This is a genomic window from Faecalicatena contorta (genome assembly GCF_003149105.1).
Classification (GTDB): domain Bacteria; phylum Bacillota; class Clostridia; order Lachnospirales; family Lachnospiraceae; genus Muricomes; species Muricomes contortus_C.
The window spans coordinates 114289-140098 of record NZ_QGDS01000005.1 but is presented as its reverse complement, the minus strand read 5'-3'; the positions used below and the strand labels follow the sequence as shown (position 1 = coordinate 140098).

The following is a 25810-nucleotide window of genomic DNA, read 5'->3' as shown; positions in this document are numbered from 1 at the left end:
GGTGAGTTCAATCAATTCAGATGAAATTATTTCTATTCTGAAAAATGAGATAGAAAATTTTGATACAATCAGCAAGAACAGTGAGATTGGAACAGTCATCGCTGTAGGTGACGGTATTGCCACTGTTTATGGGATTGACCACGCCATGTACGGGGAGATTGTGACTTTTGAAAATGGACTGAAGGGAATGGTACAGGACATCCAGAAAGATGCGATTGGCTGTATTCTTTTCGGACATGATACTGAAATCAGGGAAGGCACAAAAGTAAGCCGTACAGGTAAGAAAGCTGGAGTTCCGGTAGGGGACAAGTATATAGGCAGAGTGGTGAACTCTCTGGGAGCTCCTATTGACGGAAGAGGCGAGATTCCTGCAGATGGCTATCGTCCAATTGAACAGGAAGCACCTGGCATTATTGACCGTAAATCAGTTACTGTGCCATTGGAGACAGGTATTTTGTCTATTGACGCGATGTTTCCAATTGGACGCGGACAAAGAGAGCTGATTATCGGCGACAGACAGACAGGTAAAACTTCCATAGCTTTAGATACAATTATTAACCAAAGAGGAAAAGATGTAATATGCATCTATGTAGCTGTCGGACAGAAAGCATCTACAGTAGCGAAGGTAGTGAATACACTGACGATAAATGGCGCTATGGATTACACAATTGTTGTTTCATCTACTGCAAGTGACTGTGCACCGCTGCAGTACATTGCACCATATGCGGGAACAGCTTTGGCGGAATATTTTATGCATCAGGGGAAAGATGTACTGATTATATATGATGATTTATCTAAACATGCGGTTGCATACCGTGCATTATCCCTGCTGCTGGGAAGATCACCGGGACGTGAAGCTTACCCGGGAGATGTATTTTACCTGCACTCCAGATTACTGGAGCGCTCCAGCCGCTTGAATGAGGCTAATGGAGGCGGTTCTATTACAGCTCTTCCGATTATTGAGACACAGGCAGGTGATGTATCTGCATACATTCCGACCAACGTAATTTCCATTACAGATGGTCAGATATTCCTGGAAGGCGATTTATTTTTCTCAGGAATGAGACCGGCGGTCAATGTGGGTCTGTCCGTATCCCGTGTAGGAGGTGCGGCCCAGACAAAGGCTATGAAAAAAGCGTCAGGAAGTATACGTATTGATTTGGCGCAATACCGTGAGATGGAAGTGTTTACGCAGTTCAGCTCTGATCTGGACGCGGCAACTAAAGAACAATTGGAATATGGCGGCGGCCTGATGGAGCTTCTGAAACAGCCGCTGTGCAATCCTATGAGTCTTCATGAAAAGGTTCTTACTCTGTGCATAGCAACTCATAAAGTGTTCCTGGGAATAGAGAAGAAAAAGATAAAATCATTCCAGATGGATATGCTGCATCATTTTGATGCGGAATATCCTGAAATCGGAAAAGAAATTGAAGAGAAAAAAGCTCTTACCGATGAACTGATAGAAAAAATTGTGGAAACGGCACAGGAATTTAAAAAGAGCAGGTGTTAATATGGCAAATATCAAAGAAATACAGACTCGTATAAACAGCGTTAAAGATACGATGAAGATTACGAATGCGATGTATATGATTTCCTCTTCTAAAATGAAGCAGGCCAGGAAAAAGCTGTCAGATACAGAGCCGTATTTTTACGGGCTGCAGAGGGAGATTTCCAGAATCCTGCGTCATGTGCCGGAGATAGAAGACCCTTACTTTGACATGCGGGAAGAGCTGCCCGCTGATAAACGAAAAATAGGCTCTATTGTTATTACGGCAGATAAAGGACTTGCAGGAGCATACAACCATAATATCATCAAGCTGGAAGATGAATTATTAAAGGAGCCCGGTATACACAAGCTGTTCGTGGTAGGGGAGCTGGGGCGTCACTATTTTTCAAAACGCGGCGTAGAGATTGCCACGAATTTCCAGTATACAGTTCAGAAACCGACCATGCACCGGGCCAGGAGTATATCATCTGTAATCCTGGAGCAATTTGAGCAAGGAGAACTGGATGAGGTCTATATTGTGTACACCCGTATGGAAAATTCTATACAGGTGGAAGCTGAAAAAGTAAAGCTCCTTCCTTTGGAACGGGCTGCCTTCAACCGGATGGTCATGCCGCTGAACATGTATAGAGAGGAAATTGAATTCTATCCATCAGCGAAAAGTGTCATGGACATTATTGTGCCGAATTACGTGACCGGTATGATTTACGGATGTCTGGTAGAGGCTCATGCCAGCGAGCACAATGCCCGCATGATGGCCATGAAATCAGCAACAGACAGCGCGGAAAATATTATTAAAGAACTATCTACCTTATATAATAGGGCAAGACAGGCTGCAATTACACAGGAAATAACAGAAGTTTGCGGCGGCGCTAACGCGCAGAAACGGAAAAAGTAAGAATATTCTGAAAATGGACGGCAAAAGGGTCAGTCCCTTTTGCGTCTCTTTTGCAATAGGAAGTGAGAACGGATATGAATAAAGGACGAATTGTACAGGTCATGGGACCTGTCGTTGACGTAATGTTTGAGGACGGCAATCTTCCTTTTATCAAGGATGCGCTGGAAGTTGAGAACAACGGAAAGAAGTGTGTCATGGAAGTTGCCCAGCATCTGGGAAATAATGAGGTGCGCTGCCTGATGCTTGCTGCCAGTGAGGGGCTGCATAAGGATATGGAAGTGACTGCTACAGGCGAGGGTATTAAAGTGCCTGTAGGTGTGCAGACACTAGGCAGATTATTTAATGTTTTAGGAGAAACGATTGATGACGGTGAAGTTTTAGGCGAGGGTGAAAAGTGGGTTATCCACAGAGATCCTCCAAGCTTTGAAGAACAGAGCCCGGTTATTGAGATATTGGAAACAGGTATTAAGGTTATTGACTTGCTTGCGCCTTATGCCAAAGGCGGTAAAATTGGTCTGTTCGGTGGTGCCGGAGTTGGTAAGACTGTTCTGATTCAGGAATTGATCCGTAACATTGCCACAGAGCATGGCGGATATTCCATCTTTACCGGAGTCGGCGAGCGTTCCCGTGAGGGAAATGATTTGTGGACGGAGATGGGTGAATCAGGGGTTCTGGCAAAAACGGCCCTGGTGTTCGGACAGATGAACGAGCCCCCCGGAGCACGTATGCGTGTAGCTGAGACCGGACTGACTATGGCGGAGTATTTCAGGGATGTGGAGCATCAGGACGTGCTTCTTTTCATTGATAATATCTTCCGTTTTACCCAGGCAGGTTCTGAAGTGTCAGCACTTCTTGGGCGTATGCCTTCTGCTGTAGGTTACCAGCCTACTCTTGCTACAGAAATGGGTGAGCTTCAGGAACGTATTGCATCTACGAAAAATGGTTCTGTTACGTCTGTACAGGCTGTTTACGTACCTGCAGATGACTTGACTGACCCCGCACCTGCAACCACTTTTGCTCATTTGGATGCTACAACAGTATTGTCCAGAAAGATTGTAGAGCAGGGAATTTATCCGGCGGTAGACCCGCTGGAATCCAACTCACGTATCCTGGAAGCGGATATTGTGGGAGAAGAACACTATGAAACAGCAAACCAGGTAACAGCAATTTTGCAGAAGTATAAAGAATTGCAGGATATCATCGCAATCCTTGGTATGGAAGAGCTGTCAGACGAAGATAAAGCAATTGTACTGCGTGCAAGGAAAATCCAGCGGTTCTTATCACAGCCATTCTATGTTGCTGAAACATTTACAGGAACTCCGGGAAAATATGTGCCGCTGAAAGAAACCATCCGCGGATTTCAGATGATTATCAATGGAGAGATGGATCAATATCCAGAATCTGCTTTCTTTAACGTGGGAACAATCGAAGATGTTATCGCAAAAGCGAAGACAGAAAATGCCGCAGAATAGAGGTGTATGCATATGGATACATTTGGTCTGAAAATAATAGCCAGTGACAGGATTTTCTATGACGGCCGCTGCAGGAAACTGACGCTGCCGGCTCCTGACGGGGAAATAGGAATTCTTGCAAATCATGAGAACACGGTCATTGCACTGGGCGTGGGTGATGCAAGGATGGAAATTGAGGAAAACCATTGGATAGAAATGGCATTAGGTGAAGGATTTGCCGAGGTTGTAAACAACCGTGTTACTGTTCTTGTTGAGACTGCCGAGCGTCCGGAAGAAATTGATGTGCGCAGGGCGGAAGAAGCGAAGGAACGTGCCCAGGAACGTTTGAGACAGAAGCAGAGCATCCAGGAATACTATATGACCCAGGCGGCCCTGTCCCGGGCGATGAGCCGCTTGAAAGTATCTCAGAGGAAGAAATAGAGAATAGCACCGCAATATCCGAATTTTCCCGTCGGGCCGTATTGCGGTGCTTTTTCCGTCTTGCAATTTAAATAAGATTATACTACAATAAACTTACTAGTTTAGCCATATAAGATAGAGTTTAAGGAGACATCCATATTACTAAGGCGTGAAAGGACCCCGCCTAAGTCAACAGGATGTACTTTGCTGCTAAGGTTCGAAAGGACCGAACCTTAGTAGTATAAGTATGGCTGAACTGTAACATAAAGCTTAGGGGAGAGATATCCATGGGAGAAAAATATGGACAACGTTCTATTATAGAAATCATGAATGATGTATTGGGTACAGTACGCGATTATTATGATTCTGAATATGTTTACTATATAGAAAAAGATGAGGAAGATATCCTTACAATCTATGAGTGGTGTGCAGAAAATGTCCCGTGGCAGAGGGACCGGCTGAAAATGCTGAGTGCAGAGCAGATGCCTAAGTGGATGAAGCGTGAGATTACGGACACTACAGAAGATGACTACAGTGTCTTCCAGCCCCTGGATGACGGTGTGGTTGCTGTATTGGCGGCAGTAGGCGTTCACAGAGGCGGGTGTGACCTTTCTCTTATGCGCGCGGTTATTCCATATATTTCACAGGCCATTATACTGCAGAAGATGCAGAAGCAGCAGGAGTATCTGAGCTATCATGATGATTTGACGGGCCTGCTGAACAGAAACAGTTTTATGGGCTACATGGCAGAAGCCGGGCAGGAAGAGCTGAGGTCTTTGGGAGCTTTGTCTCTGGATATTAACGGATTGAAGAATTTTAACAAAGAATTTGGACATGAATATGGGGATGAGGTAGTTACCCGTGTGGGAGAAGTTCTGGAAGAATATTTCAGAGGAGCCATGGTATTCCGGGTGACAGGCGATGAATATCTGGTAATTATGGAAAATGTATCATACGAGGACTTTATGAAAAACGTTCATGGGGCCCATGATAAGCTGGAAAATATCAGTCTTGGACTTACATCTATGGGGTATGCGTGGGAAAAAGTTGATATTGATGTAGACAGCCTTGTGGCAAGTGCCGAGAGTATGATGCGGGAAGAAAAGCAGAAATACTATAAAAATCTGAAAAAAGGACATCACGAGCCTATTATTAAAGAGGACTTGCTGGAGGATATCAAACAGGGGAATTTTATTATATGCTTTGTCCCCAGAATGGATGCCATAACTGAGGAAATCATTGGTGCGGAGGCAGTTGTACGCTACCACCATAAGGATTTGGGAATTATGAATCCCGGAAAATATATTACTCTTTTAGAGGAGACCAGGCTGTCACATTATCTGGATATGTATGTGTTTGAGCAGGTCTGTAAAACACTCAGGCACTGGGAGACAGAAGATATACCGATACTGCCCGTTTCCGTCAATTTTTCGGGGGCAACACTCAGTCAGGCGAACATTGTGGAGAGAATGCTGGCTCTTGTGGAAAAATACCATGTATCCTGTGAATATCTTGAGGTAGAGGTTTCTGAATCCTATGAATATATGAATCAGGAGATGTTAGCTGAGACAAGTGATAAAATCAGGAAAGAAAATATTCGCGTTGTTTTAGATCATTTCGGCGCAAAAGATTCCAGTTTCTCCATTCTTTCTATTATGGAATTTGATGGTTTGAAACTGGACAGCAGTCTTGTAATGAATATTGTGGGGAATAAACGCAGCCAGATTGCCGCAAAAGCAGTTATTGATGTGTGCAGGCAGCTTGGTGTTCATGTTGCAGCTTCAGGGGTTGAGACACAGGACCAGTTGAATGTGCTCAAGGAGCTTGGATGTGACTATGTACAGGGGACCTTGTTTAACAAACCGATTACGGTAGATACCTTTGAAGTACGCTATATGAAGAACTAGGGTATTTGTTCAGGGTTCTGAGCAGATATGAACTAGGGAACTATTCTGAACAGATAACAGAACTAGAAAGCGGGCATATTTATGATAAGAACATGGCTTATGGATATCCGGCCGCTTTATGAGGCCGGCAGATACCGTGCATGTTATGAAGGACTTCCGGCATTTAGAAAAGAAAAGGCGGACAAGCACCGCTATCAAAAAGGAAAGGCTCAGAGCGCAGGCGCCTGGATGTTGCTGGAAAAAATACGAAAAGAATATGAAATTTCAGAGAAAGCAGCATTTAATCTCTCGCATTCGGGGGATTACGTGCTGTGTTCTATTGATATGGATTGTTGTGAAAATACTCAGATAGGATGTGACATAGAAGAGGTAAAAGAGGCTAATCTGAGGATTGCAGAGAGGTTTTTCTGTCCCTCGGAATGCAGGAGGATTTTCGAGGAAAAGAGCAAAGAGCAGCAAAATGATTTGTTTTACCGGTTCTGGGTCCTCAAGGAAAGTTTTATGAAGGCCACCCGGCAGGGAATGGCGATGGATACCAGGAGTTTTGAAATCCAGCTTTCCCGCCCTCCTGTTCTTTTGAAAAAGCCGGAGGGTTATCCGGGGGAATATTATTACCAGGAATATAAGGTGCCTGGAATACCTTATAAAATAGCGGTTTGTTCTACTGATAAAGAAATAGATTCAAAAATACGGATGGAGTTGAAAGCATGAATATAAAGATGAACCGAAAGATAAAAAAGGCACTGATACTAGGCGTAATATGCGGGGCAATGCTGGGGGTAGTGATTACTTTCGCTGCAGCCAGCAAGGCAGTTAATAAAAAAGAAGTAGCAATGATTGAGACAAAAAAGAAGCTGCAGGCGGAAAATAAAAATCTCCAGTCCCAGTTGAAACAGCAGGAGACAGTGGAGGCGGCTGCTACATTATCGGAAAAGCAGCCGGATGACTGGGCGCTGATATTGGTGAATGACAGCCATCCTGTAGATACAAATTATGTGCCGGAGCTTACAGAAATTGCTCCGGAGCATTCGGTAGATTCCAGAATTGCTGAGGATGCAAAACAAATGCTTGCAGATGGAAAGGCTGCCGGGCTTAAATTTTATCTTTGTTCCACATACCGCTCTTATGATGACCAGAAGGCAGTGTTTAATGAAACAATGCAGGATTGGATTAATCAGGGAGACAGTTATATAGATGCTTATAATGAAACGAAAAAGTCCGTGGCAGTGCCGGGTTACAGTGAGCATGCCCTGGGACTGGCTCTGGATATCATGTCTGAGGACTACCAGGAACTGGATGAGAAACAGGCGGATACTGCTGAGGCAAAATGGCTGGCCGAGAATTGTTACAAGTATGGATTTATTCTGCGATATCCTCTGGACAAGGCAGATATTACAGGCATCATTTACGAACCGTGGCATTACCGTTATGTGGGTAAAGACGTAGCAAAGGAGATTACGGAAAAAGGAATCACACTGGAGGAATACCTGGGCGTGAAATAAATAAGATTCAGGAAACGGCGGGTGGCTGGAGATATATGGAAGGTTTATCTGCTAAATTGGACATTGACGTACTTTTGTGCATTTGCTAAAATGAAAAAAGGGGAAAAAGATGGGTTTATGAAGAAACTATATAGTTTCTGACCGTTGGGTATATGTTCATTTTAATAAGGAGGAACACCATGGAAGGTCTTACATTTGGAGAACAAGTCAAAATTATTCTTGGCCGGAAAGGCATGACTATTAAAGAACTTGCAGAGATTATTGAGGAACGTACCGGACAGAAGATGTCCAGGCAGAATTTGACACAGCGTTTGGGAAGAGATAATTTCCAGGAACAGGATATGCGTAAGATTGCAGAAATTTTAGGCTGTCCTTTTCATTTAAGTATTTTACCAGGAGAAACTTTGGGGCAGTCCAAGCCTATGGAAGCTGCCCAGGCAGCAGGTCCCAGCGAACAGGAATGGGAGAAAATAGAACAAAAAAGAAGACAGAAAACAACCTCTTCCAGACATGAGGATAAGAAGGCGGACAGCAGTAATGAAAGCGAAGAGCGGGATATGACGATTGGAGAACTCTACGAAATTCATGAAGAACTGTCTGAACTAGAGAAGAAAGAAGAGCCAAAGGCAGAGAAGAAAGAAAAGTTCCTTACCGGCGGTATTTTCCTCAGAAAGAAAGCGAATCCTGCGCCCGAGCCGGAGGTAAAGGCATCATCCACGGAGGAGTCAGAGACCGTAAAAGAGCAGGAACCTGCAGATGAGCTGCATGAGGACCATGAGTCTTCAGTCCAGGAACCTGCAGATTTCGAGCCGGTTATCAAACATGAGGATGTGGAGGAAGACAGGGACCAGGGTGAGGTGAACCCATACACAGGCAAAGAATATCAGTCTAACAGTGTCCGTATGCATCCCACCAGAATCGGATACGTGCAGGTATATGACCGCTCTATTCACAGATGGACGGATATGACAGAATGGGCTTTCCTGGGATATCAGGAGCGTAAGAAAGCGCTGCTGGGCAAGGCATATGAGCCGCCCATTTATCTTGATTAAGTATCTGCTCAGAACCATGAGCAGATACGCAGCAAGCCCATGAAAATCGCCTGTGGCGATGGGACTTGCTATGGTGTGTTCCATGTTTTCACACAGACTGTGCAGTAAATGCACAGTCCTGTACTGAACAGTTACGATTAATACAGTAGTAAGGAAACAACCATGCTGCTAAGTTCGAAAGAACCTCACTAAGCCAGCAGATTGTACTTTGCTGCTAAGGTTCGAAAAGACCGAACCTTAGCAGCATAAGTAAAGAAAGGCATATTATGGAATGGAATGCATTACTTTGCACAAAACGGATGCGTGAAGGTGCAGGAGGCCAACAGCCCAGAACAACAGATTTGAGAAGTGAGTTTGAAAAAGATTACCACCGGATCATCGGCAGTGCTTCTTTTAGGCGGCTGCAGGATAAGACACAGGTCTTCCCTTTGGATAAAAGTGATTTTATCCGTACCAGGCTCACTCATTCTCTGGAGGTATCTTCCTTTGGAAAATCATTGGGACAAAATATCGGAGAAAATATTCTGACTTGTAAGTCTGATTCAGGATTTACGCCTCAGATGAAAGAAGATATCTGCCATATACTTCAATGTGCGGGTCTGATACACGATATCGGGAATCCGCCTTTTGGCCATTTTGGGGAAAGCGCCATCCGGGAATGGTTCATAAAGAATCTGCCGGAGATGGTCTACCGGGGAGAATCTGTAGAGAAGATGCTGACCGCGCAGATGAAGGCAGATTTCTATCATTTTGAGGGAAATGCCCAGGCACTGCGGCTTGTGACAAAGCTGCATTATCTTGTAGACGAATTCGGCATGAATCTGACTTATGCACTGTTGAATACCATTGTAAAATATCCGGTGCCTTCCACCGGAATTGATTTCAGTACGGGGAATATCAAAGATAAGAAGATGGGATACTATTATGCCGACACAACCGTTTTTGAAGACATATCAACAGAAACTGGGACGGGAAATTATAGGCATCCCCTGACATATATTTTGGAAGCGGCAGATGATCTGGCTTATAAAACGGCAGATATTGAGGATGCATTTGTGAAAGGATTCCTTTCTTTCCATGAACTGAGCAGGGAATTGGAAGAATTGCAAAAAGAGAATCCGAACGCAGACTTTCCAGCCTTTGAAAGATTGAACTCTTTGTATGAAAGAGGAATAAAAAAGAACGTGAGCCATCCGGAGTCTTATGCAGTCAAGAACTGGATTGTACGGGTACAGGGTTATCTTATCAGTTGTGCCACTTTTGGATTTACCTCCCATTATGAGGAGATTATGGCGGGAACTTTCAAGTACGATTTATTTTATGGCACTTTCGGAGGCAGATTAATGGATTTATTGGGGGATATTGCATACCGCTATGTATTTTCCTCTACTGCCATATATAAAATGGAAGTTACAGAGTCAGTCATATTGAATTTTCTGATGGACAAACTGGTACATGCGGTATTGTATTACGATACAGATGAACCGTTGGATTCTATTGATATCAGGGTAGTATCTTTTATTTCTGATAATTATAAAAATGCATACAAACACCAGTCAGAGGGCAAAAGCGAAGCAGAAAAATTATATCTCCGGCTGCTGCTTGTGACGGATTATATATGCGGCATGACTGACAGTTATGCCAAGCGCCTGTATCAGGAAATGAATGGGTTAATTTGATAAAAAGAACAGCAGGAAGAATTTGAAATTCTTCCTGCTGCTTTTTTTAACTTGAAAGTCTGCTGTAAGCTTACGCTGCTTTTGCAGCCTTTTCTTTTTTTACAATCCGGCTTAATACAAATGTGATAATTGCACAGAGAATTGCGGCAACCATTGCATAAGCCCATGTCATGTTGTAACCTGTTCTGCCATAGTTATCCATCCAGCCGCCTACCAGTGTATACATAAAAAGGTCTGGTGTATAACCTAAGCAGGATGCGATACCAGATACACGTCCGCTCATATTTACAGGGATTCCAGCGTCATCATGTACTGCAAAGTACTGGCTTCTTACGGCATAGATGAAGAACAGGCCAAGGAAGAAGTTAGCAACAATTGCTACAACCAGAGAAGCATTTGCAGGAAGTACGATGAACAGTCCGAATGATGCTGCCAATCCGATACATCCTCCGATAATTACCGTGAAACGTGATTTCACTTTATCTGCAAGGAATCCTCCGACGATACCGCCAAGTCCCTGAATCAAATAACGCACACCACCAAGTGTTGCAGCCGTTGCAGCAGATAATCCATAAAACTTAACTGCATAGGTGTTCACATATCCAATCAGTCCATATACACTGTATGCAGTGAAGATAATTGCAACAAGGAGCCATACTCTTGGAATTAACAGAGCTTTAAACATACCTTTTGTAACTTCTGCAATACTTTCAGCGTTTTCTTCCCTCTTTGTATCTTCAATAAAAATAAAATTCAGGATACCGATAATAATTACAACAATAGAGCAAACCCTAATTGCAGCAGAAGCTCCGGCTACTTCACTGGTATAACGTGTAAATGCAGCAGTCATACCAAATACGAGAAGAGCATTGAGGACACCGCGAAGACCTTCCTGAAGACCGAAGAGACGGCCCTGTTCATCGTCGGAACCCAGCATACGTGTTGCCTTGATGCAGGCAGACCAGTAAGTGATGATTGTAGAAATACCCATCAATACGAAAATAATACGGCTTATGGTGTAGCCTGGGAATGTGGAAAACCATAAGCCAAGGATACCTGTTGCAATAAAGGAAAACGTAAGCAATTTTCTTGCTGAAAACTTATCGGCAATAATACCTCCTACAAAATAAGAAAGAGTTGCCATTGTTGCATATCCGGAAGATAAGAGTCCCATCTGCGCATTTGTAAGGTTCATTGCGTTTTGGATTGGTACGTAGAAGGTCTCACGGATGTACGGCAATTGGAAAATAATCCCGGCACCTGCTGCGAGAAGAAGCAGGGTACCATACTTTTTAATAAAAGCTTTGTTCATAAGTTTGCCTCCAGATTAACTATAAAATTTAGTGGTGATACGATGCTGCAGTCATCGTACCTGTTATTAGTGTAACAAAAAAAGAGAAAAATAATGCCACGATTGGCGTTACTTCTCTCTCCACTCTTGTAACTAATCGGATTATAAGATATTTGTCTAAAGAAGTCAATCAAAAAAAAGGCAAAATAAGAAAAATAAACATTGTGCATAAAAACAATAATACAATCATATGAAAAATAAACAATTGACAATTGATAGCAGTGCGTATATACTAGTAGCAGTTACCAAAAGAGATTTTGAGAGAAAAGTAACCACAGAGTCAGGGATTTCCTGCGTTGTGTTACTTTTCTTTTTTTTATGTAATTTGAAGAACTATGTTTCCCGTTACATAAGAATAACTCTCCCAAGAGAGGGCAAAATAAAGCTTTAGGTGAAGTATCAAAGAAAATGTGGAAAAGTGAAAGGAGCCCAGTATCATGGCAATTATTTCAAGAGAGCAAATCGTAGAAGGATTGGTAAAAATCCTGGGAAAAGAACAGGTAGTAACGGACGAACAGGTACTAAAAGAAAGCAGCCTCGACCGGTACAGAAAATATGAGCAGGCATGTCAAGTGTACACACAGCCAATCCCGGCAGCAGTCGTATATGTAAAGAGTGCCCAAGAGGTATCTGAAGTACTTATGTTTGCCAATGAAAACGAAATTAATGTAGTACCAAGAACAGGGCAGTCTGCAATTGAGGGCGGATTAGAGACTTCACTGAAAGATTCTATAGTCCTTGACGGATCCACTATGAATAAGGTAATTAAGGTGGACGAGTATAACATGCAGGTTACATGTGAGTGCGGAGTTCCTCTTCAGGAGCTGGATGATATGTTAAGAGAGAGAGGATATACAACAGGCCATTCTCCTCAGTCTAAACCTCTGGCACAGATGGGCGGTCTGGTTGCAACAAGAAGTATCGGACAGTTCTCTACTTTATATGGTGGAATCGAAGATATGATTGTAGGTCTGGAAGCCGTATTCCCTAACGGAAAAATCTGTAAAATCAAAAACGTACCAAGACGTGCGGCAGGACCAGACATCAGACACATTATCTGTGGAAATGAGGGTGCTTTGTGCTTCATCACAGAAGTGACATTAAAATTATTTAAATGGATGCCGGAAAATAACAGATACATCGGATATAAGCTGGATGATGACCAGATGAAACTTGGATTTGACTGCCTGCGTGAAGTTATGGTTGCAGGATACAAACCATCTTTTGCAAGACTTTATGATGCGGCAGATGCACAGCAGCATTTCAGTTCATGGCTGGAAGACGGCAAGGCAATCCTGATTTGGATGGCAGAAGGACCGGCAAATATTACTCCGGCTATGGAGGCAGGAATCAAAGAAATGATGTCCAAACATCCGGAGCTTGAAGAAATAGATCCAACGCTCATTGAAAAATGGTACAGCGGGCTGAACTGGGGACCGGAAGAGATTGCAGAGGAAATGGAAGAAATCAGAGCAACTCATAACATCGGTATCACAACAGAAGTATCCGGAAGCTGGGATAATATCTACGAAATTTATAGAACAGCCTGTGACAGAATTCTGGAAGAAGTACCGGATATGACTCTGATGGGCGGACATTCTTCGCACAGCTACATCAATGGCACAAATATGTACTTTGTATATTACTACAATATTGTGGACTGTGCACCAGAAGAAGAAATTAATAAATATCATGACAGAATCAATCAGATTATCTGCGAGCAGGTTATTAAATACGGCGGGTCTATTGTTCACCACCACGGACTTGGAAAAGCAAGAGCAAAATATGTAACACAGGAATACGGTTCTTCCTATTACATGCTCAAAACGCTGAAACAAGCATTTGACCCTAATGGTATCATGAACATGGGAACACTGATTCCGCTCAGGAAATAGGCTTATGAAAGTATTAGGTTGTTTTAAGATAGTTCCAGACTTAGACTTGATTGCTGAGGAAGACTGGATAGCAGATGACCAGCTTCAGGTGGACACCAGTTATGGAAAGTTATTGTGGAACTGTTTTGACGAAGGAGCACTGGAAATGATGTTAAAGCTTTCTGATTTATCAGAAGGCTTTGATGTCGTTTATGAATTGAATGCATTGACAGTGGGCAGGCGCCAGCATGAAAATTTTTTGAAAACACTATATGCACTGAGATTTGCACATGCAGTGCGGGTAGAGGCCGAAGAAAATATCAGTTTCTGTCCTGAAGTCATCGCAGAGGTGATTGCAGATTATGTTACAGAAAGTGCCCCTCAGGATTTGATTGTGATGGGGACACAAAGTTCTGATGGAAGTAATATGAAGACACCCTTACTCCTCGCAGAAAGACTAAACTGGCCCTGTATTACCCAGGTGACAGATCTTTTTCCTGTAGATGAGGAGCATGTAAAAGTTTTCAGCCAGGAAGATGGGAAAACGGTGACTCAGGTTATAAAATTGCCCTGCGTATTTGCAGTGGGAAATGCAACATGCTCTTACCTGAGAGTACCCACCCTGAAAGAAAAAATGAAACTTGGAAAGAAGCCCATCGAACATATTATTTCAGAAAAACTTGAACTGGCAGAAACGCAGCAAAATGTGGAACTTGTGGGATTGGAACCTAAGGACAGCAAAAGAGATACGGTGATAATTACAGGAGATACCCCGGAGGATAAGGCACGAGTACTGTATGAGACATATCTGAAAGGGAGGCTTGAGAATCTATCAAGTACGCCTCGGCGTACTTGCTGCGAGGCGCGAGTAATGCCAGGTATGACACATGCATCAGCGCGTCTCTGTAATCCGCCGGAGGCTTCATCTCGCAAAGAGATGAAATTTCATTTTGTGATTGACAGGTATTCCAAAGACGTGCACCGCCAGATGGAAGAGATGAATGCCTTTAGAGAAGCATTTCTGGAGGGGGTTGAAGAAGGGGAAGCGTATATCTTAAGTAAAGCGGCTCCGGAGGTAGAAGCGGAATCCCTTTGCATAGCGGAAAATGCAGTTATTTTAAGTGCACAGGACTATTCCCCGGAAGCGGTACTGGAAGGCTTGTGCCAGGAAGCCACAGAGGATGACCTGTATATTTTTGGAAGTGGCTTTGGCGGAACAGAGCTGGCAGTGAGAATGGCTGAAAGAACAAAAGGAAGCTCCGTTACGGCAGTGCATGCTTTGGAAGCCAAAGAGCAGCTGACGGTCAGAAAAATGGTATATTCCAACCATATGGAAGGCACCTTCCAGATGAAAAAGGGACCATACTGCATTTCTTTGGCAAAGGGAATGGAGCGTAAGGCAGCAGAAGAAAAAAGCTTTTGTATCTTAAAAGAAATTCCATGCCTGGCCGGAAATGATTTTGTGGTTTCCAGAGAAACCTGTGAGGAGGAGACGACAGGAGGACTGGAAAGTGCCAAAGTTGTGATAGCAGCCGGAAGAGGTGCAAAAAATAAAGAGCGTGTAAAGTTTTTGGAGGAGACGGCAAAGGTGCTGGGCGGAGAATTGGGAGTCAGCCGTCCGGCAGCCATGAATGCATGGGCTCCTATGAATAAACTAATTGGTGTGTCAGGCGCAATGATACAGCCGGAAATCTGCATTACGGCAGGAGTATCCGGTGCGGCCGCATTTTTTGCAGGTATTGAAAAGAGCAAATTTATCGTGGCTATAAACACAGATGAAAAGGCACCGATTATGAAAAAAGCTGATGTTGCGGTGGCGGAAGATTTTGAATCTGTGATGAAGGCAGTCAGAGCACTGGCAGAGGATTAAACGTTACTGTTTACAGGCTTGCATGTAAACAGTAACGATTAAACGACAGGGAGTACAACTTATGAGACAACTGATTTATCCGATGAAAGAACAGTATGAAGAATATGTCATTGATGAAGCCAAGTTTTCCGGTTATGCACAAAGTATTTCTTTTCCTGAGAATGAAGAAGAGATACAGGAAGTCATCGGAGAGCTTGCAAAAGAGCACGTGCCGGTTACAATCCAGGGCGGCAAAACGGGCATCACAGGCTCATCCATTCCGGAGGGCGGGCATATTATGAACCTTTCCCATATGAACAAGGTAAAGGACAGTTACCTTTTGGAGGATGGAACCGGGCGGATTATTGTAGAACCAGGAATCAATCTTATGGACCTGAAAAAGGAAATTAGCGCAAGGTTCCGGAAAAACCCGCTGTTTTGGCCTCCTGATCCAACAGAGAGTTCAGCTGCAGTGGGCGGAATTGTGGCTACAAATGCCCAGGGAATCAGCCGTCTGCTTTATGGACCCAGCCAGGATTATATTGAAGCGTTACGAATGATTGACAGCGGGGGAAAGATTCATGTCATTGAGAGAGGACAAAAGCTTACACTTAGTTCTGGAAAAACGATGGAAATGCTGGATGCGGTATTGGGAAAGGAAGGCATTACCGGGGTCATCAGTGAGCTGACCTTAAAATTGATACCGAAACATGAAAGTGTGTGGGGCATTGCCTTCTTCTTTGAGGAGATTGAAGACGCCGGAAAGTTTGTGGATATTTTAAAACAGGAACTTCCCAAGGGTGAAAATGCTTCTGTGGCAGCAGTGGAATATATGGACAGAGAGACGATAAATCTGATTGAGTCTCATAAAAGCACCATGACCAAAATTAAAGAGCTGCCTGATGTCGATGAAAACCGGGCAGGTATGGTGTATATAGAGCTTCACGGTGAGGAAGAGGGCATTGAAGTGCTGGCAGAATCCCTGATGGAATCAGCGATGGTTGCCAACAGTGATCCAGATGAGGCGTGGGCCGTATCCGGAGAGCTTGATGTGGAAAAACTTCATGCCTTCCGGCACGGTGCAGCAGAAACCGCCAATCTTTATATCGAGGCGGTCCGCAGGGAAGATAAGCGGATTACAAAACTGGGTACGGACATGGCAGTTCCAGACATTCCGTTTTCCCGTGTTCTTGAAAACTTTCAAAATGAGTTATCTGCTGCAGGCTTAAAAGGCTGCATATTTGGACATGCGCTGGAGAATCATCTTCATGTTAATATATTGCCGGATTGCTATGAAGATTATGAAAAGGGAATCCTGTTAATCCGTAAATGGGCAGCAGAAGTTAAGGAACAGCAGGGAGAGGTAATTGGAGAGCACGGAGTAGGAAAGTTAAAGCAGAGAATATTGGGTGACCTGATATCCGAAGAATATACAGGGGTATGCCGGGAATTGAAGGCAGAGTTTGACAAGGAAAATATGTGGAACAGAGGGAATATTTTTCCGGAAAAGGCAGGTGGGGTATGAAAATTGCAGTTTGCATGAAACAGGTGCCGGCAGTTTCCGAGGGAAATATGGACCCTGAGACGGGAGTGCTCCTGAGGGCCGGCCTGGAAGCTATTGTGAACGTATATGATTTGTCCGCTCTGGAAGCTGCATTGAAAATAAAAGACAGCAAAGGAGCCAGCGTCCATGTCTTTACCATGGGGCCTGCAAAAGCAGAGAATGTCCTGCGGGAAGCATTTGCCATGGGTGCAGATGAGGGCTGGCTTATTTGTGATAAAGCATTTGCCGGGGCAGATGTGCTTGCCACTTCTTACACCTTAATGCAGTCTATCAGGGCTGCCGGGGATTACGACCTTATTTTGTGCGGAAAACAGACGACAGATGGAGATACAGCTCAGGTAAGCGGAGGGCTTGCGAGATGGATGAATCTTCCACATGTAAACTGGACGACGGAGATTATGGATATTTCCAATGCAGACATGAAGGTCAGGTACAGTATGGAAAACCGGATGGTTACAGCCAGTGTAAGTTTACCCTGCCTGGTATCGGTGGAAAAGGATTCTTTTGTGCCCAGAATGCCTTCCCTGAAGCTGAAGATCAGCGGGAAGAAAAAGGAAATACATGTGCTGACGATGGAGGATTTAGAAGATAAGGACAAGGAACGTTATGGACTGTCCGGATCTGCTACAAGAGTACGCAAAATCTTTCCGCCGCCGCGGACAAAACAGCAGGAACCAGTGACTCTTGACGGGGCCGGAGCGGCAGAATATATTTTATCACAGTTAGGCCATGCAAATCTTTCGTGATGTAAAGGGAAGGGTGCTTGAACTTACGGCTGAACTGTGATAAAACTTTATGCTTGATAGAAAGGGGAACGGATATGAGAAAGTCAAACATCGGGGAGTGGTCCGGAATCCTCGTGTATGTGGAATGCAGAAAGGAAAAAGTGCATCCGGTAGGGCGTGAACTGATTGGTGAGGCATCGCGCCTTGCAGAGGAGCTGGGGGCGGCTGTTTATGCAGTGGCGGCAGGCAGCGGGCTGGATGATATTCCCTCTCAGCTGGCCGGATGCCCACTTGAGAAATTGTATTTATATGAAACAGAGGATGAATACACTCCTATTGTTTATGAAAAGATAATAGCCGGGTGTATAGAGAAGCTAAAACCGTCCATCGTCCTTATCGGAGGTACTTATGAGGGGAGAGCACTTGCCCCCAGACTGGCAGTAGCTTTTGAAAGTGGACTTACGGCAGACTGTACATCTCTTGAAATAGATACAGAAGGTAATTTGATACAGATAAGGCCCGCATTTGGGGGAAATGTGATGGCAAGCATCGTAACCGCTCACAGCAGACCTCAGTTTGCCACAGTAAGGCCCGGGGTTATGGAACCTGTTTTTGAAGACAGCCTCCGCGAGCCGGTGATAGTAAGGGAACTGGTAAACTTGACGGACGAGAGATTCAAAGTCCTGGAGGTAAAAGAGGCAGAGGGCGGTGACAGCATTACGGAGCAGAACATACTGGTTGTGGCAGGAAGGGGAGTCAGGAAGAAGGAAGACCTTGAAATGCTGCGTGAACTCTCAGAGCTTCTTGGCGGCAAACTGGCATCCAGCAGAGCGCTGGTTGAGAAGGGATGGATGTCTCCTCAGGAGCAGATTGGATTGTCAGGGAATGCGGTCAGTCCCCAGTACATGATAACATGCGGAGTATCGGGTACAGTACAGTTCATGGCAGGGATGAAGCAGACAAAGAATATCATTGCAATTAACGAAGATCCAACTGCCAGAATATTTGAGATAGCTCATTATCCGGTGTGCGGTGATTTGTATGAAATTGTTCCTGAACTGATTGAGCGGCTGAAAACGCAGAAAGGTGATGATTTCACTGGAATTCAGATATAAATTAACACAGGAAGAAATAGAAGAGGCACTGCTGGATTTAGACTGGAAACGGGAAGGGGCGTTTAGCAGGATAAACCTTTGGGTGATTAGTATCATCGGAGTGGTTGTTTTAATTGGGTTTATAAGGAGTCCGGACCAAGTGTTTCTTTTTCTGCTTCTGTTGATTATCATTGGGATGCTTTTGTATATGACTTATGGGATTCGGTATATAAGGAAAAGAAAAGCGAAGAAAATGGCAGGGCAGCAGGGGGAGTACAGGCTCAAAATTACAGACACATCTATTATACCGGGGGACGGGAAAGAGAATATAAAGCTGGCAGGCAGGAAACTTCTGTTCCTGAGTTCTGAGCATGTCTGTGTCATACGGGTTGACCGGGATGTATTTACAATTCCGAAAAGGGTCATAACAGATACGCAGCAGAAAGAATTGAAGAGCATAGCGGCAAAACATAAATGCAGCTTTATAAATATAGTGTTGAGAAGGGAGAGAGTGCAGTGACGGAGACAAATGAGGTGAATGGGGCAAATGAAAAAACTGTAAAGCTGACGTTAAGGAAAGGTGTTTTTTTTCCTCCCTGGCTGCTTCTGATAGCTATGGTTATTGTAAGCATGGTGAATGGGGATGTTTTTTTGGCGGGTATGGATGCCGTGACTGGCTGGATTTTGAATAATTTTGCGTGGGCATTTAATCTGACCGCTCTTGCGTGTGTAGTTACGATTATATTTATATGGTTTTCCCCTCTTGGAAAGGTTAGAATCGGGGGAAATAAGGCAAAACCGATGATGAAGTTTTGGGACCTGGCATGGATTACACTTTGTACAACCATTGCAGCCGGAATTTTATTTTGGGCATGTGCGGAACCGATGTACCATATGTATGCTCCGGCTGTGGAAGAAGGGGTCCAGGCAGGTTCTGCGGGTTCTGCAATCTTTGCCATGAAGACAATGTTTTTGGAATGGACATGGACTCCCTGTGCAATTTACACGGTAGCGACGGTGTTATTTGCGTTTGTGTTTTATAATATGAATTTGCCGTATTCTATGGGCTCTGCACTTGTCCCTGTATTTGGATCGAAGGTAAAGCGGTATAATACTATTGTGGATGTAATCTGCCTTTTTGCACTTGTTGCGGGAATGGCGGCATCTCTGGGAACGGGAACCCTGACCATCGGGGGAGGACTTGAAAATATGTTCGGAATTCCGAGTGCACCTTTAGCATGGGGAATTATTATTGCGGTAATTGTAACCTCTTTTGTTATATCCAGTATTTCAGGGGTTATGAATGGAATCCGTATGCTTTCGAACATAAATGCAAAAGTATATATGGTATTAATTGTATTCCTGGTGGTATTCGGGCCAACCGCATTTATGCTGAATTTCACAACAGAATCTTTGGGAGCATATTTCCGGGATTTCTTTAACATGAGCCTTATGACGGGGGATGTATTCCAGGACAGCTGGGCGAAAAGCTGGCCTATCTTCTATTGGTGCAACTGGCTGGCATGGACACCAGTTACGGCTGTATTTTTGGGGAAAATATTAAAAGGTTATACCGTCAGGGATGCAATTAAATGTAATCTTGTAATCCCGGCAATCTTCAGTACAATCTGGATTGGACTTTTTGCTACCGCTTCCATCTATTATGAGTTGAATGGAGTCGGGTTATATGATACATTATTAGACAAAGGTGCAGAGGCAGTGGTCTACGTTGTATTTGACCAATTGCCGCTGGCAGTTATTTTAATTCCATTTTACCTCTTTATTGTATTTATATCCTTTGTAGCGGGGGCCGATTCCAATACAAACGCTATGGCCGGATTATGTACGGACGGTATTAGTGAAGATGAGCAGGAAGCATGGCCATGGCTTAAGATTGTCTGGGGAGCTTCCATTGCGGTGATGACATGGGTACTAATTAGTTTCGCTGGAATTGACGGAATTAAGGCTGCCTCAAATCTTGGTGGATTTCCAAACATGTTTCTGGTAATTATTATGATTATCGGTTTATGGAAAATCGGAATAAATCCCCGAAAATATGATGTACACAAAGAAGATTATGACAGCAGCGGACGTCCCATTGAGGTACCGCAGCTACCAATGGAAAAGGAGTAATAGCGAATGGCATTGACCAAGGAATATTTTATGGAAGCGACAGAGGTCTCTCCGGTAATCCCGGCGGCGAAAAATGATGAGTGGCTTGCCCACTGTAAAGAAGCAGAGTGCGGGATTGTTTATATCATTTACGGGGATATCTGTACGATTGCAGATATTGTGGATAGTGTAAAATCTATGGGGAAAATGGCGGTTGTACATGTGGACTTGATTGTAGGACTTTCCTCTAAGGAAATCAGCGTAGACTTTATAAAGAAATATACGAAGGCCGATGGGATTATCAGTATGAAACCAGCGTTGATTAAACGTGCCAATGAACTGGGTATGTTTACGATACAGAGGTTTTATATGATGGATGCCCTAACCTACGCCAATATTGTAAAGCATGTAAAAAGCTGTAACCCGGATGTAGTTGAATTTCTCCCTGCGGGACTTCCTAAGGTCATAAAATATCTCCTGGAAGAAATTGATAAACCAGTGGTGGCCAGCGGATTGATTTTGGATAAAGAAGATGTTATGGGGGCACTGAAAGCAGGTGCTTTTGCGGTGTCTACCACGAACCGGGAAATGTGGGATTGTTAAGTAGTTACAGTTCACACCCTGCGGGTGCACGGCACGGTCTGAACAGTAACGCTAAGTATACAATATAGACAAAAACGAGGGTGTGATTTTAACTATAATCACGATATTGACAAACAGTATTGTGAGATTTATAATGGCTATAGTTACTAAAAGAGCGGAAGAGAGAGTAACTTTTACACGCAGTATGCGTGTAAAAGTTGCTCTTTTTTTGTCCTTTAAAAACACATTTTGTGAATTAGACGGAATGTGGGAAGCTTTTTTGAACATAATATAAAAAGTATACGGAGGTAGAAAAAATGAGCTTTGATATTAATGATTTTTCAATGGATTTCTTTTCACTGAAAGGGAAAAATGCAATTGTAACGGGTGGAAACAGTGGACTGGGACAGGCATTTGCACTGGCACTTGCGAAGGCAGGAGCAAATATCTTTGCGTTTGCATTTGTAGATGATGACGGAACAACACAGAAATTAATTGAGGACTGTGGAGTAAAATATACATTTATGCAAGGTGATTTAACACAGGACGGCGTGTGCGATCAGATTGCTGAAAAGTGCGTGGAAACTTATGGACAGATTGACATTCTGGTAAACTGCGCAGGTATCTGCAATATTGCGGATGTACTTGAGTTTGGAAGAAAAGAATGGGATCCGATGATTGCAATCAATCTGACAGGCGCTTTTGATTTGAGCCATGCAGTTGCAAAATACATGATTCCTCAGCGAAGCGGAAAAATCATCAACATTTGTTCTCTGTTCTCCTTCCTCGGCGGACTTGGATCTCCGGCATATGCAGCTATGAAAGCAGGGCTCATGGGGCTTACAAAGGCATATGCAGACGAGCTTGGCAAGTATGGAATCACTGTAAATGGTATTGCTCCTGGTTATTTCCAGACAGCAATGACTTCCGGAACAGGAAGCGCAAATGATGAAAAGTATAACAAGATTAAAGATCATATTCCGGCGGACCGCTGGGGACAGAGACAGGACCTCATGGGAGCAACGGTATTTCTTGCAAGCCATGCGGCTGACTATGTAAATGGAACTTTATTAGTGGTTGACGGCGGATATCTTGTAAGATAATAGGTGCACCGTTTCGCCTGATCAGACTTAGAAAAACAGAAAAGAAAGAGGTTTGGACCTATGAGTGAGAAATATATCATCGGAGTTGATGAAGGTTCCCAAAGTGCCAAGATTCTTATATTTGACACGAGGGGCAATATTGTATGTGAAGGAAGACATGCATTAAAACCATATAATCTGCCGGAGCCTGGGCTTGTAGAGCACCCGGATGATGACTGGTGGGATGCAATCTGTGAGGCTTCAAAGAAGTGCATAGCTAATTTTAAAGGTAATGTAAAGGATATCGTAGGCATCGGCCTGTGTACCATCCGCTATTGCAGAGCTTATCTGAAAGCAGACGGAACACTGGCACAGCCGGCTTTGAGCTGGATGGATGTCCGTGTAGCAAAGCCTTATGAGCATACGAACCCGGACGTCAAATATATTGTTGCATCTTCCGGTTATATTACACACCGTCTGACAGGAGAATTTAAGGATACGGTAGCGAACTATGAAGGTGTATGGCCCATCGATGTTGACAAATGGAACTGGTCAGACGACCCGGCTGCTTATGAGTCTACCGGAATGCCTAAAGAGATGCTTTTTGACCTGGTAATGCCGGGGGGTATACTTGGGCATGTGACGAAAGAAGCTGCAAAGGCTACCGGATTTCCAGAAGGGCTGCCGGTTGTAGCAACTTCCAATGATAAAGCAGTAGAGGGTCTTGGAACAGGATGTATGGGAGATACTACCGCATGTATTTCTCTTGGAACTTATACCGCAGCCATGATGGAAGGGAAAGAGTTCTTAAGAAATACAAAAAGTGTATGGCCTAAGTTCTCCTGTGTACCGAATAAGTATTTGTATGACAGCAACGGAATCCGCAGAGGAATGTGGACCATCAGCTGGTTCCGGGATATTCTTGGTGACAGTTATATAAAGGCTGCAAAAGAGAAAGGGTTATCTGCAGAAGAGCTGCTCAGTGAGGAAGCTGAAAAGGTTCCCGTAGGCTCAGACGGGCTGATGACAGTATTGGATTGGCTGGCACCTGTGGATGCCATGTACAAGAAAGGTATCATGATTGGATTTGACGGAAGGCACACAAGAGGCCATATTTACCGTTCTATCCTTGAAGCAGTTGCACTGACAATGAAGAAGCATCTGGATGATATGTGCGGAGAGCTGGGGGTAAATCTGGATAAGATTATTATTACCGGAGGCGGTTCCAACAGTGATTTGTTTATGCAGATATTTGCAGATGTATTTGATGTGCAGACTGTACGCAATGAAGTGAATGGAGCGGCAGGTCTTGGTTCAGCAATCTGCGCGGCAGTGGCTACAGGAATCTATGACAGTTTTGACGAAGCGGTTGCAAATATGGTAAGAATTAAAGACAGCTTCGAGCCAAATGCTGAGAGAGTAGAATTTTATGCAAAGATGCTGCCGGTATATACGGATATAACGAGTCATACAGATGATATACTGAGAAAATCTTACGAACTCTTTCATTGATAAGGCTTTCGGCCTCTCCTGTGAGGTGAGTGTATGAAACCGATGATTTTAATTACTAATGATGACGGAATCCTCTCTCCCGGTCTTGCCGCAGCCGCAGAAGCGGTGGCGGATCTGGCAGATGTGGTTATATCTGCACCCCATACCCAGCAGACGGGGATGGGACGTGCATTTCCAAGGACAGAGGATACCGGGATAATAGAAGAAGTGGAAATGTCAGTAAGGGGACGCAGCGTGAAGGGTTATAGTGTCCACGGCTCTCCGGCCTTCGCAGCGGCGCATGGCATATTAGAGTTAGCGGAAAGGAAGCCGGACCTTTGCATCAGCGGCATAAACTATGGAGAGAATCTTGGAACTGTGCTGACATGCAGCGGCACCTTTGGTGCGGCATTAGAGGCGGTGAGCCATCAGGTACCTGCAATTGCGGTGTCTTTGGAGGCTGACCTGCAAATACAGCGTTCCAATGAGTTTCAGGACACCGACTGGGGTGCATCCATAGAGGTGCTCCGTACATGGACTTCCCGGGTTCTTCAGCAGGGTATGCCAAAGGATGTAGATATTTTAAATATTAACGTCCCCGCCAGACCTGCAAAAAGGGGAGAATACCGTATAACTACGCAGAGCCGCCAGAATTATTTTCAATTTATCAAGCCTGAAAAAAGGGAATTAGGACAGCCGTTTCTGCTGAAATCCCATCTTTGGGTAGATGAGGATACTCTGGAGAAGAATAGTGATATTTACGCGGTGTATGTGGATAAAATTGCATCAGTTACCCCGGTTAATATCGTAATGTCTGTAGAAATGTAAGTTTCTTCATTTTGAATGAAGGGAAATAATAAAAGGATGGGCAGCTTCTTCCTTTAAGCGGGAAAATGGATAGTTCTCTCTTTTGCAGAGGGAGCTATCCATTTTTTACTCATATAATTATTCCAATGCCTACATCATATACCGGCACCAGTGTCCAAAGTTATCGCTTTCATCTCTTTCATCCGAGGTGAGATTAAGGTGTTCTACGTGGGATTTGGTAAACTGTGGAAATCCGAACAATTCCGCAGCCCGTGCTTCCCGTGGAGTATAAACGCCGGGCACTCCAATCCAATAATGGCCATCTGACTCTACAAGCATCAAATGATGATAATTATGGTATCCATGCATCAAAAAGCTGTTGTTGGCAATATTCCAATACCTGCGTGGAAGAACAGAAAGTTCGGAGCGCTGGATTTTGCGCACATTTTCTGAATTCTTAGTCTGAGCCTTCTCAGTGGAATCTATGTTTGTCTGTGATACTGTACCAGGCGCTGAACCACGTGGCATCCCTGTTTTGTATGACACTCCGGTAATGCATTCTTCCATAGTATCCCGCAGCTCCTCGGCACTTATCGCTGACTGCTCTTCAATTTCTGTGACCGGAGGCACTCCAATGTCCATAAGTGGCTGTTCTTCAGGCTCTGGGACTGGCTGTGTCTCCATTTCCATGCGCGGGTTCCATCCGGGTCCAGTGACTGGTTGCCCCCCAGTGTCCATGTTCCAGCGCCTTCCGGTTCCAGTAGCTGTTGATGCCCCATTGTTTATGTTTGGTGGAGTTCCGGGTCCGGTGACTGGCGACACCCGATTGTTCATGTCTGGTGGAGTTCCGGGTCCGGTGACTGGCG

At 44.2% G+C, this 25810-nt stretch carries 23 protein-coding genes; 21 read left to right on the top strand and 2 right to left on the bottom strand.

The window, feature by feature from the left end:
* Window position 1: 1 nt before the first annotated feature.
* From atpA to A8805_RS10290, 9 genes are all read left to right on the top strand, one after another.
* Entirely contained in the window at window positions 2–1510 is a 1509-nt protein-coding gene (atpA, locus tag A8805_RS10330; RefSeq protein ID WP_181392799.1) for a F0F1 ATP synthase subunit alpha, read from the top strand.
* A 1-nt stretch (window position 1511) separates the two neighbouring features.
* On the top strand, window positions 1512–2402 hold the full coding sequence (atpG, locus tag A8805_RS10325) for an ATP synthase F1 subunit gamma (protein ID WP_109710791.1): 891 nt from the start codon (window positions 1512–1514) through the stop codon (window positions 2400–2402).
* 74 nt (window positions 2403–2476) lie between these two features.
* Window positions 2477–3874, top strand: a complete 1398-nt coding sequence (gene atpD / locus A8805_RS10320) for a F0F1 ATP synthase subunit beta (RefSeq protein WP_109710789.1) — start codon at window positions 2477–2479, stop codon at window positions 3872–3874.
* 12 nt (window positions 3875–3886) lie between these two features.
* Window positions 3887–4294 (top strand): ATP synthase F1 subunit epsilon, encoded by a 408-nt coding sequence (gene atpC / locus A8805_RS10315; protein WP_109710787.1) that lies wholly within the window; start codon window positions 3887–3889, stop codon window positions 4292–4294.
* A 266-nt stretch (window positions 4295–4560) separates the two neighbouring features.
* Window positions 4561–6180, top strand: coding sequence for a GGDEF domain-containing protein (locus A8805_RS10310; RefSeq protein WP_109710785.1), 1620 nt, complete (start codon window positions 4561–4563; stop codon window positions 6178–6180).
* Window positions 6181–6261: 81 nt separating this feature from the next.
* Window positions 6262–6891 carry a 4'-phosphopantetheinyl transferase family protein gene (locus tag A8805_RS10305; RefSeq protein ID WP_109710783.1) on the top strand — a complete coding sequence of 210 codons (630 nt, stop codon included), beginning with the start codon at window positions 6262–6264 and terminating at the stop codon, window positions 6889–6891.
* Window positions 6888–7682 (top strand): M15 family metallopeptidase, encoded by a 795-nt coding sequence (locus A8805_RS10300; RefSeq protein WP_109710782.1) that lies wholly within the window; start codon window positions 6888–6890, stop codon window positions 7680–7682. Before A8805_RS10305 ends, A8805_RS10300 begins: the two co-directional genes overlap by 4 nt.
* A gap of 179 nt (window positions 7683–7861) precedes the next feature.
* Entirely contained in the window at window positions 7862–8734 is an 873-nt protein-coding gene (locus A8805_RS10295; protein ID WP_109710780.1) for a hypothetical protein, read from the top strand.
* A 266-nt stretch (window positions 8735–9000) separates the two neighbouring features.
* Window positions 9001–10413 carry a deoxyguanosinetriphosphate triphosphohydrolase gene (locus A8805_RS10290; protein ID WP_109710778.1) on the top strand — a complete coding sequence of 471 codons (1413 nt, stop codon included), beginning with the start codon at window positions 9001–9003 and terminating at the stop codon, window positions 10411–10413.
* Between the two features lie 70 nt (window positions 10414–10483).
* Here the strand turns inward: A8805_RS10290 and A8805_RS10285 are convergent, their stop codons facing one another.
* Entirely contained in the window at window positions 10484–11725 is a 1242-nt protein-coding gene (locus A8805_RS10285; protein ID WP_109710776.1) for an MFS transporter, read from the bottom strand.
* Window positions 11726–12201: 476 nt separating this feature from the next.
* Here A8805_RS10285 and A8805_RS10280 point away from each other — a divergent pair, with 476 nt between their 5' ends.
* From A8805_RS10280 to surE, 11 genes are all read left to right on the top strand, one after another.
* Window positions 12202–13659 carry an FAD-binding oxidoreductase gene (locus A8805_RS10280; RefSeq protein ID WP_109710774.1) on the top strand — a complete coding sequence of 486 codons (1458 nt, stop codon included), beginning with the start codon at window positions 12202–12204 and terminating at the stop codon, window positions 13657–13659.
* Between the two features lie 4 nt (window positions 13660–13663).
* A complete protein-coding gene (locus tag A8805_RS22570) occupies window positions 13664–15508 on the top strand; it encodes an FAD-binding protein (protein ID WP_242992332.1) in 1845 nt (614 codons plus the stop codon).
* A 61-nt stretch (window positions 15509–15569) separates the two neighbouring features.
* On the top strand, window positions 15570–17012 hold the full coding sequence (locus A8805_RS10265) for an FAD-binding oxidoreductase (RefSeq protein WP_109710771.1): 1443 nt from the start codon (window positions 15570–15572) through the stop codon (window positions 17010–17012).
* Window positions 17009–17797: an electron transfer flavoprotein subunit beta/FixA family protein gene (locus A8805_RS10260; protein ID WP_109710769.1), complete on the top strand. Its 789-nt coding sequence runs from the start codon at window positions 17009–17011 to the stop codon at window positions 17795–17797. Before A8805_RS10265 ends, A8805_RS10260 begins: the two co-directional genes overlap by 4 nt.
* 74 nt (window positions 17798–17871) lie before the next feature.
* Complete coding sequence (locus tag A8805_RS10255; RefSeq protein WP_109710767.1) at window positions 17872–18891, top strand: electron transfer flavoprotein subunit alpha/FixB family protein; 1020 nt, start codon at window positions 17872–17874, stop codon at window positions 18889–18891.
* Window positions 18866–19390 carry a hypothetical protein gene (locus A8805_RS10250; RefSeq protein ID WP_109710764.1) on the top strand — a complete coding sequence of 175 codons (525 nt, stop codon included), beginning with the start codon at window positions 18866–18868 and terminating at the stop codon, window positions 19388–19390. Before A8805_RS10255 ends, A8805_RS10250 begins: the two co-directional genes overlap by 26 nt.
* Window positions 19345–21003, top strand: a complete 1659-nt coding sequence (locus A8805_RS10245) for a BCCT family transporter (protein ID WP_109710762.1) — start codon at window positions 19345–19347, stop codon at window positions 21001–21003. Before A8805_RS10250 ends, A8805_RS10245 begins: the two co-directional genes overlap by 46 nt.
* Window positions 21004–21009: 6 nt before the next feature.
* Window positions 21010–21585 carry a glycerol-3-phosphate responsive antiterminator gene (locus tag A8805_RS10240; protein ID WP_109710760.1) on the top strand — a complete coding sequence of 192 codons (576 nt, stop codon included), beginning with the start codon at window positions 21010–21012 and terminating at the stop codon, window positions 21583–21585.
* 296 nt (window positions 21586–21881) lie between these two features.
* Window positions 21882–22667: an SDR family oxidoreductase gene (locus A8805_RS10230; protein WP_109710754.1), complete on the top strand. Its 786-nt coding sequence runs from the start codon at window positions 21882–21884 to the stop codon at window positions 22665–22667.
* Between the two features lie 60 nt (window positions 22668–22727).
* On the top strand, window positions 22728–24158 hold the full coding sequence (locus A8805_RS10225; RefSeq protein WP_109710752.1) for an FGGY-family carbohydrate kinase: 1431 nt from the start codon (window positions 22728–22730) through the stop codon (window positions 24156–24158).
* 33 nt (window positions 24159–24191) lie between these two features.
* Window positions 24192–24965, top strand: a complete 774-nt coding sequence (gene surE / locus A8805_RS10220; protein WP_109710750.1) for a 5'/3'-nucleotidase SurE — start codon at window positions 24192–24194, stop codon at window positions 24963–24965.
* Window positions 24966–25094: 129 nt separating this feature from the next.
* Here the strand turns inward: surE and A8805_RS10215 are convergent, their stop codons facing one another.
* Entirely contained in the window at window positions 25095–25586 is a 492-nt protein-coding gene (locus tag A8805_RS10215) for a DUF6128 domain-containing protein (protein ID WP_207657692.1), read from the bottom strand.
* Here A8805_RS10215 and A8805_RS22335 point away from each other — a divergent pair.
* The coding region (locus A8805_RS22335; RefSeq protein WP_207657691.1) for a hypothetical protein at window positions 25579–25810 on the top strand (232 nt) is incomplete at its 3' end. The genes A8805_RS10215 and A8805_RS22335 overlap by 8 nt on opposite strands.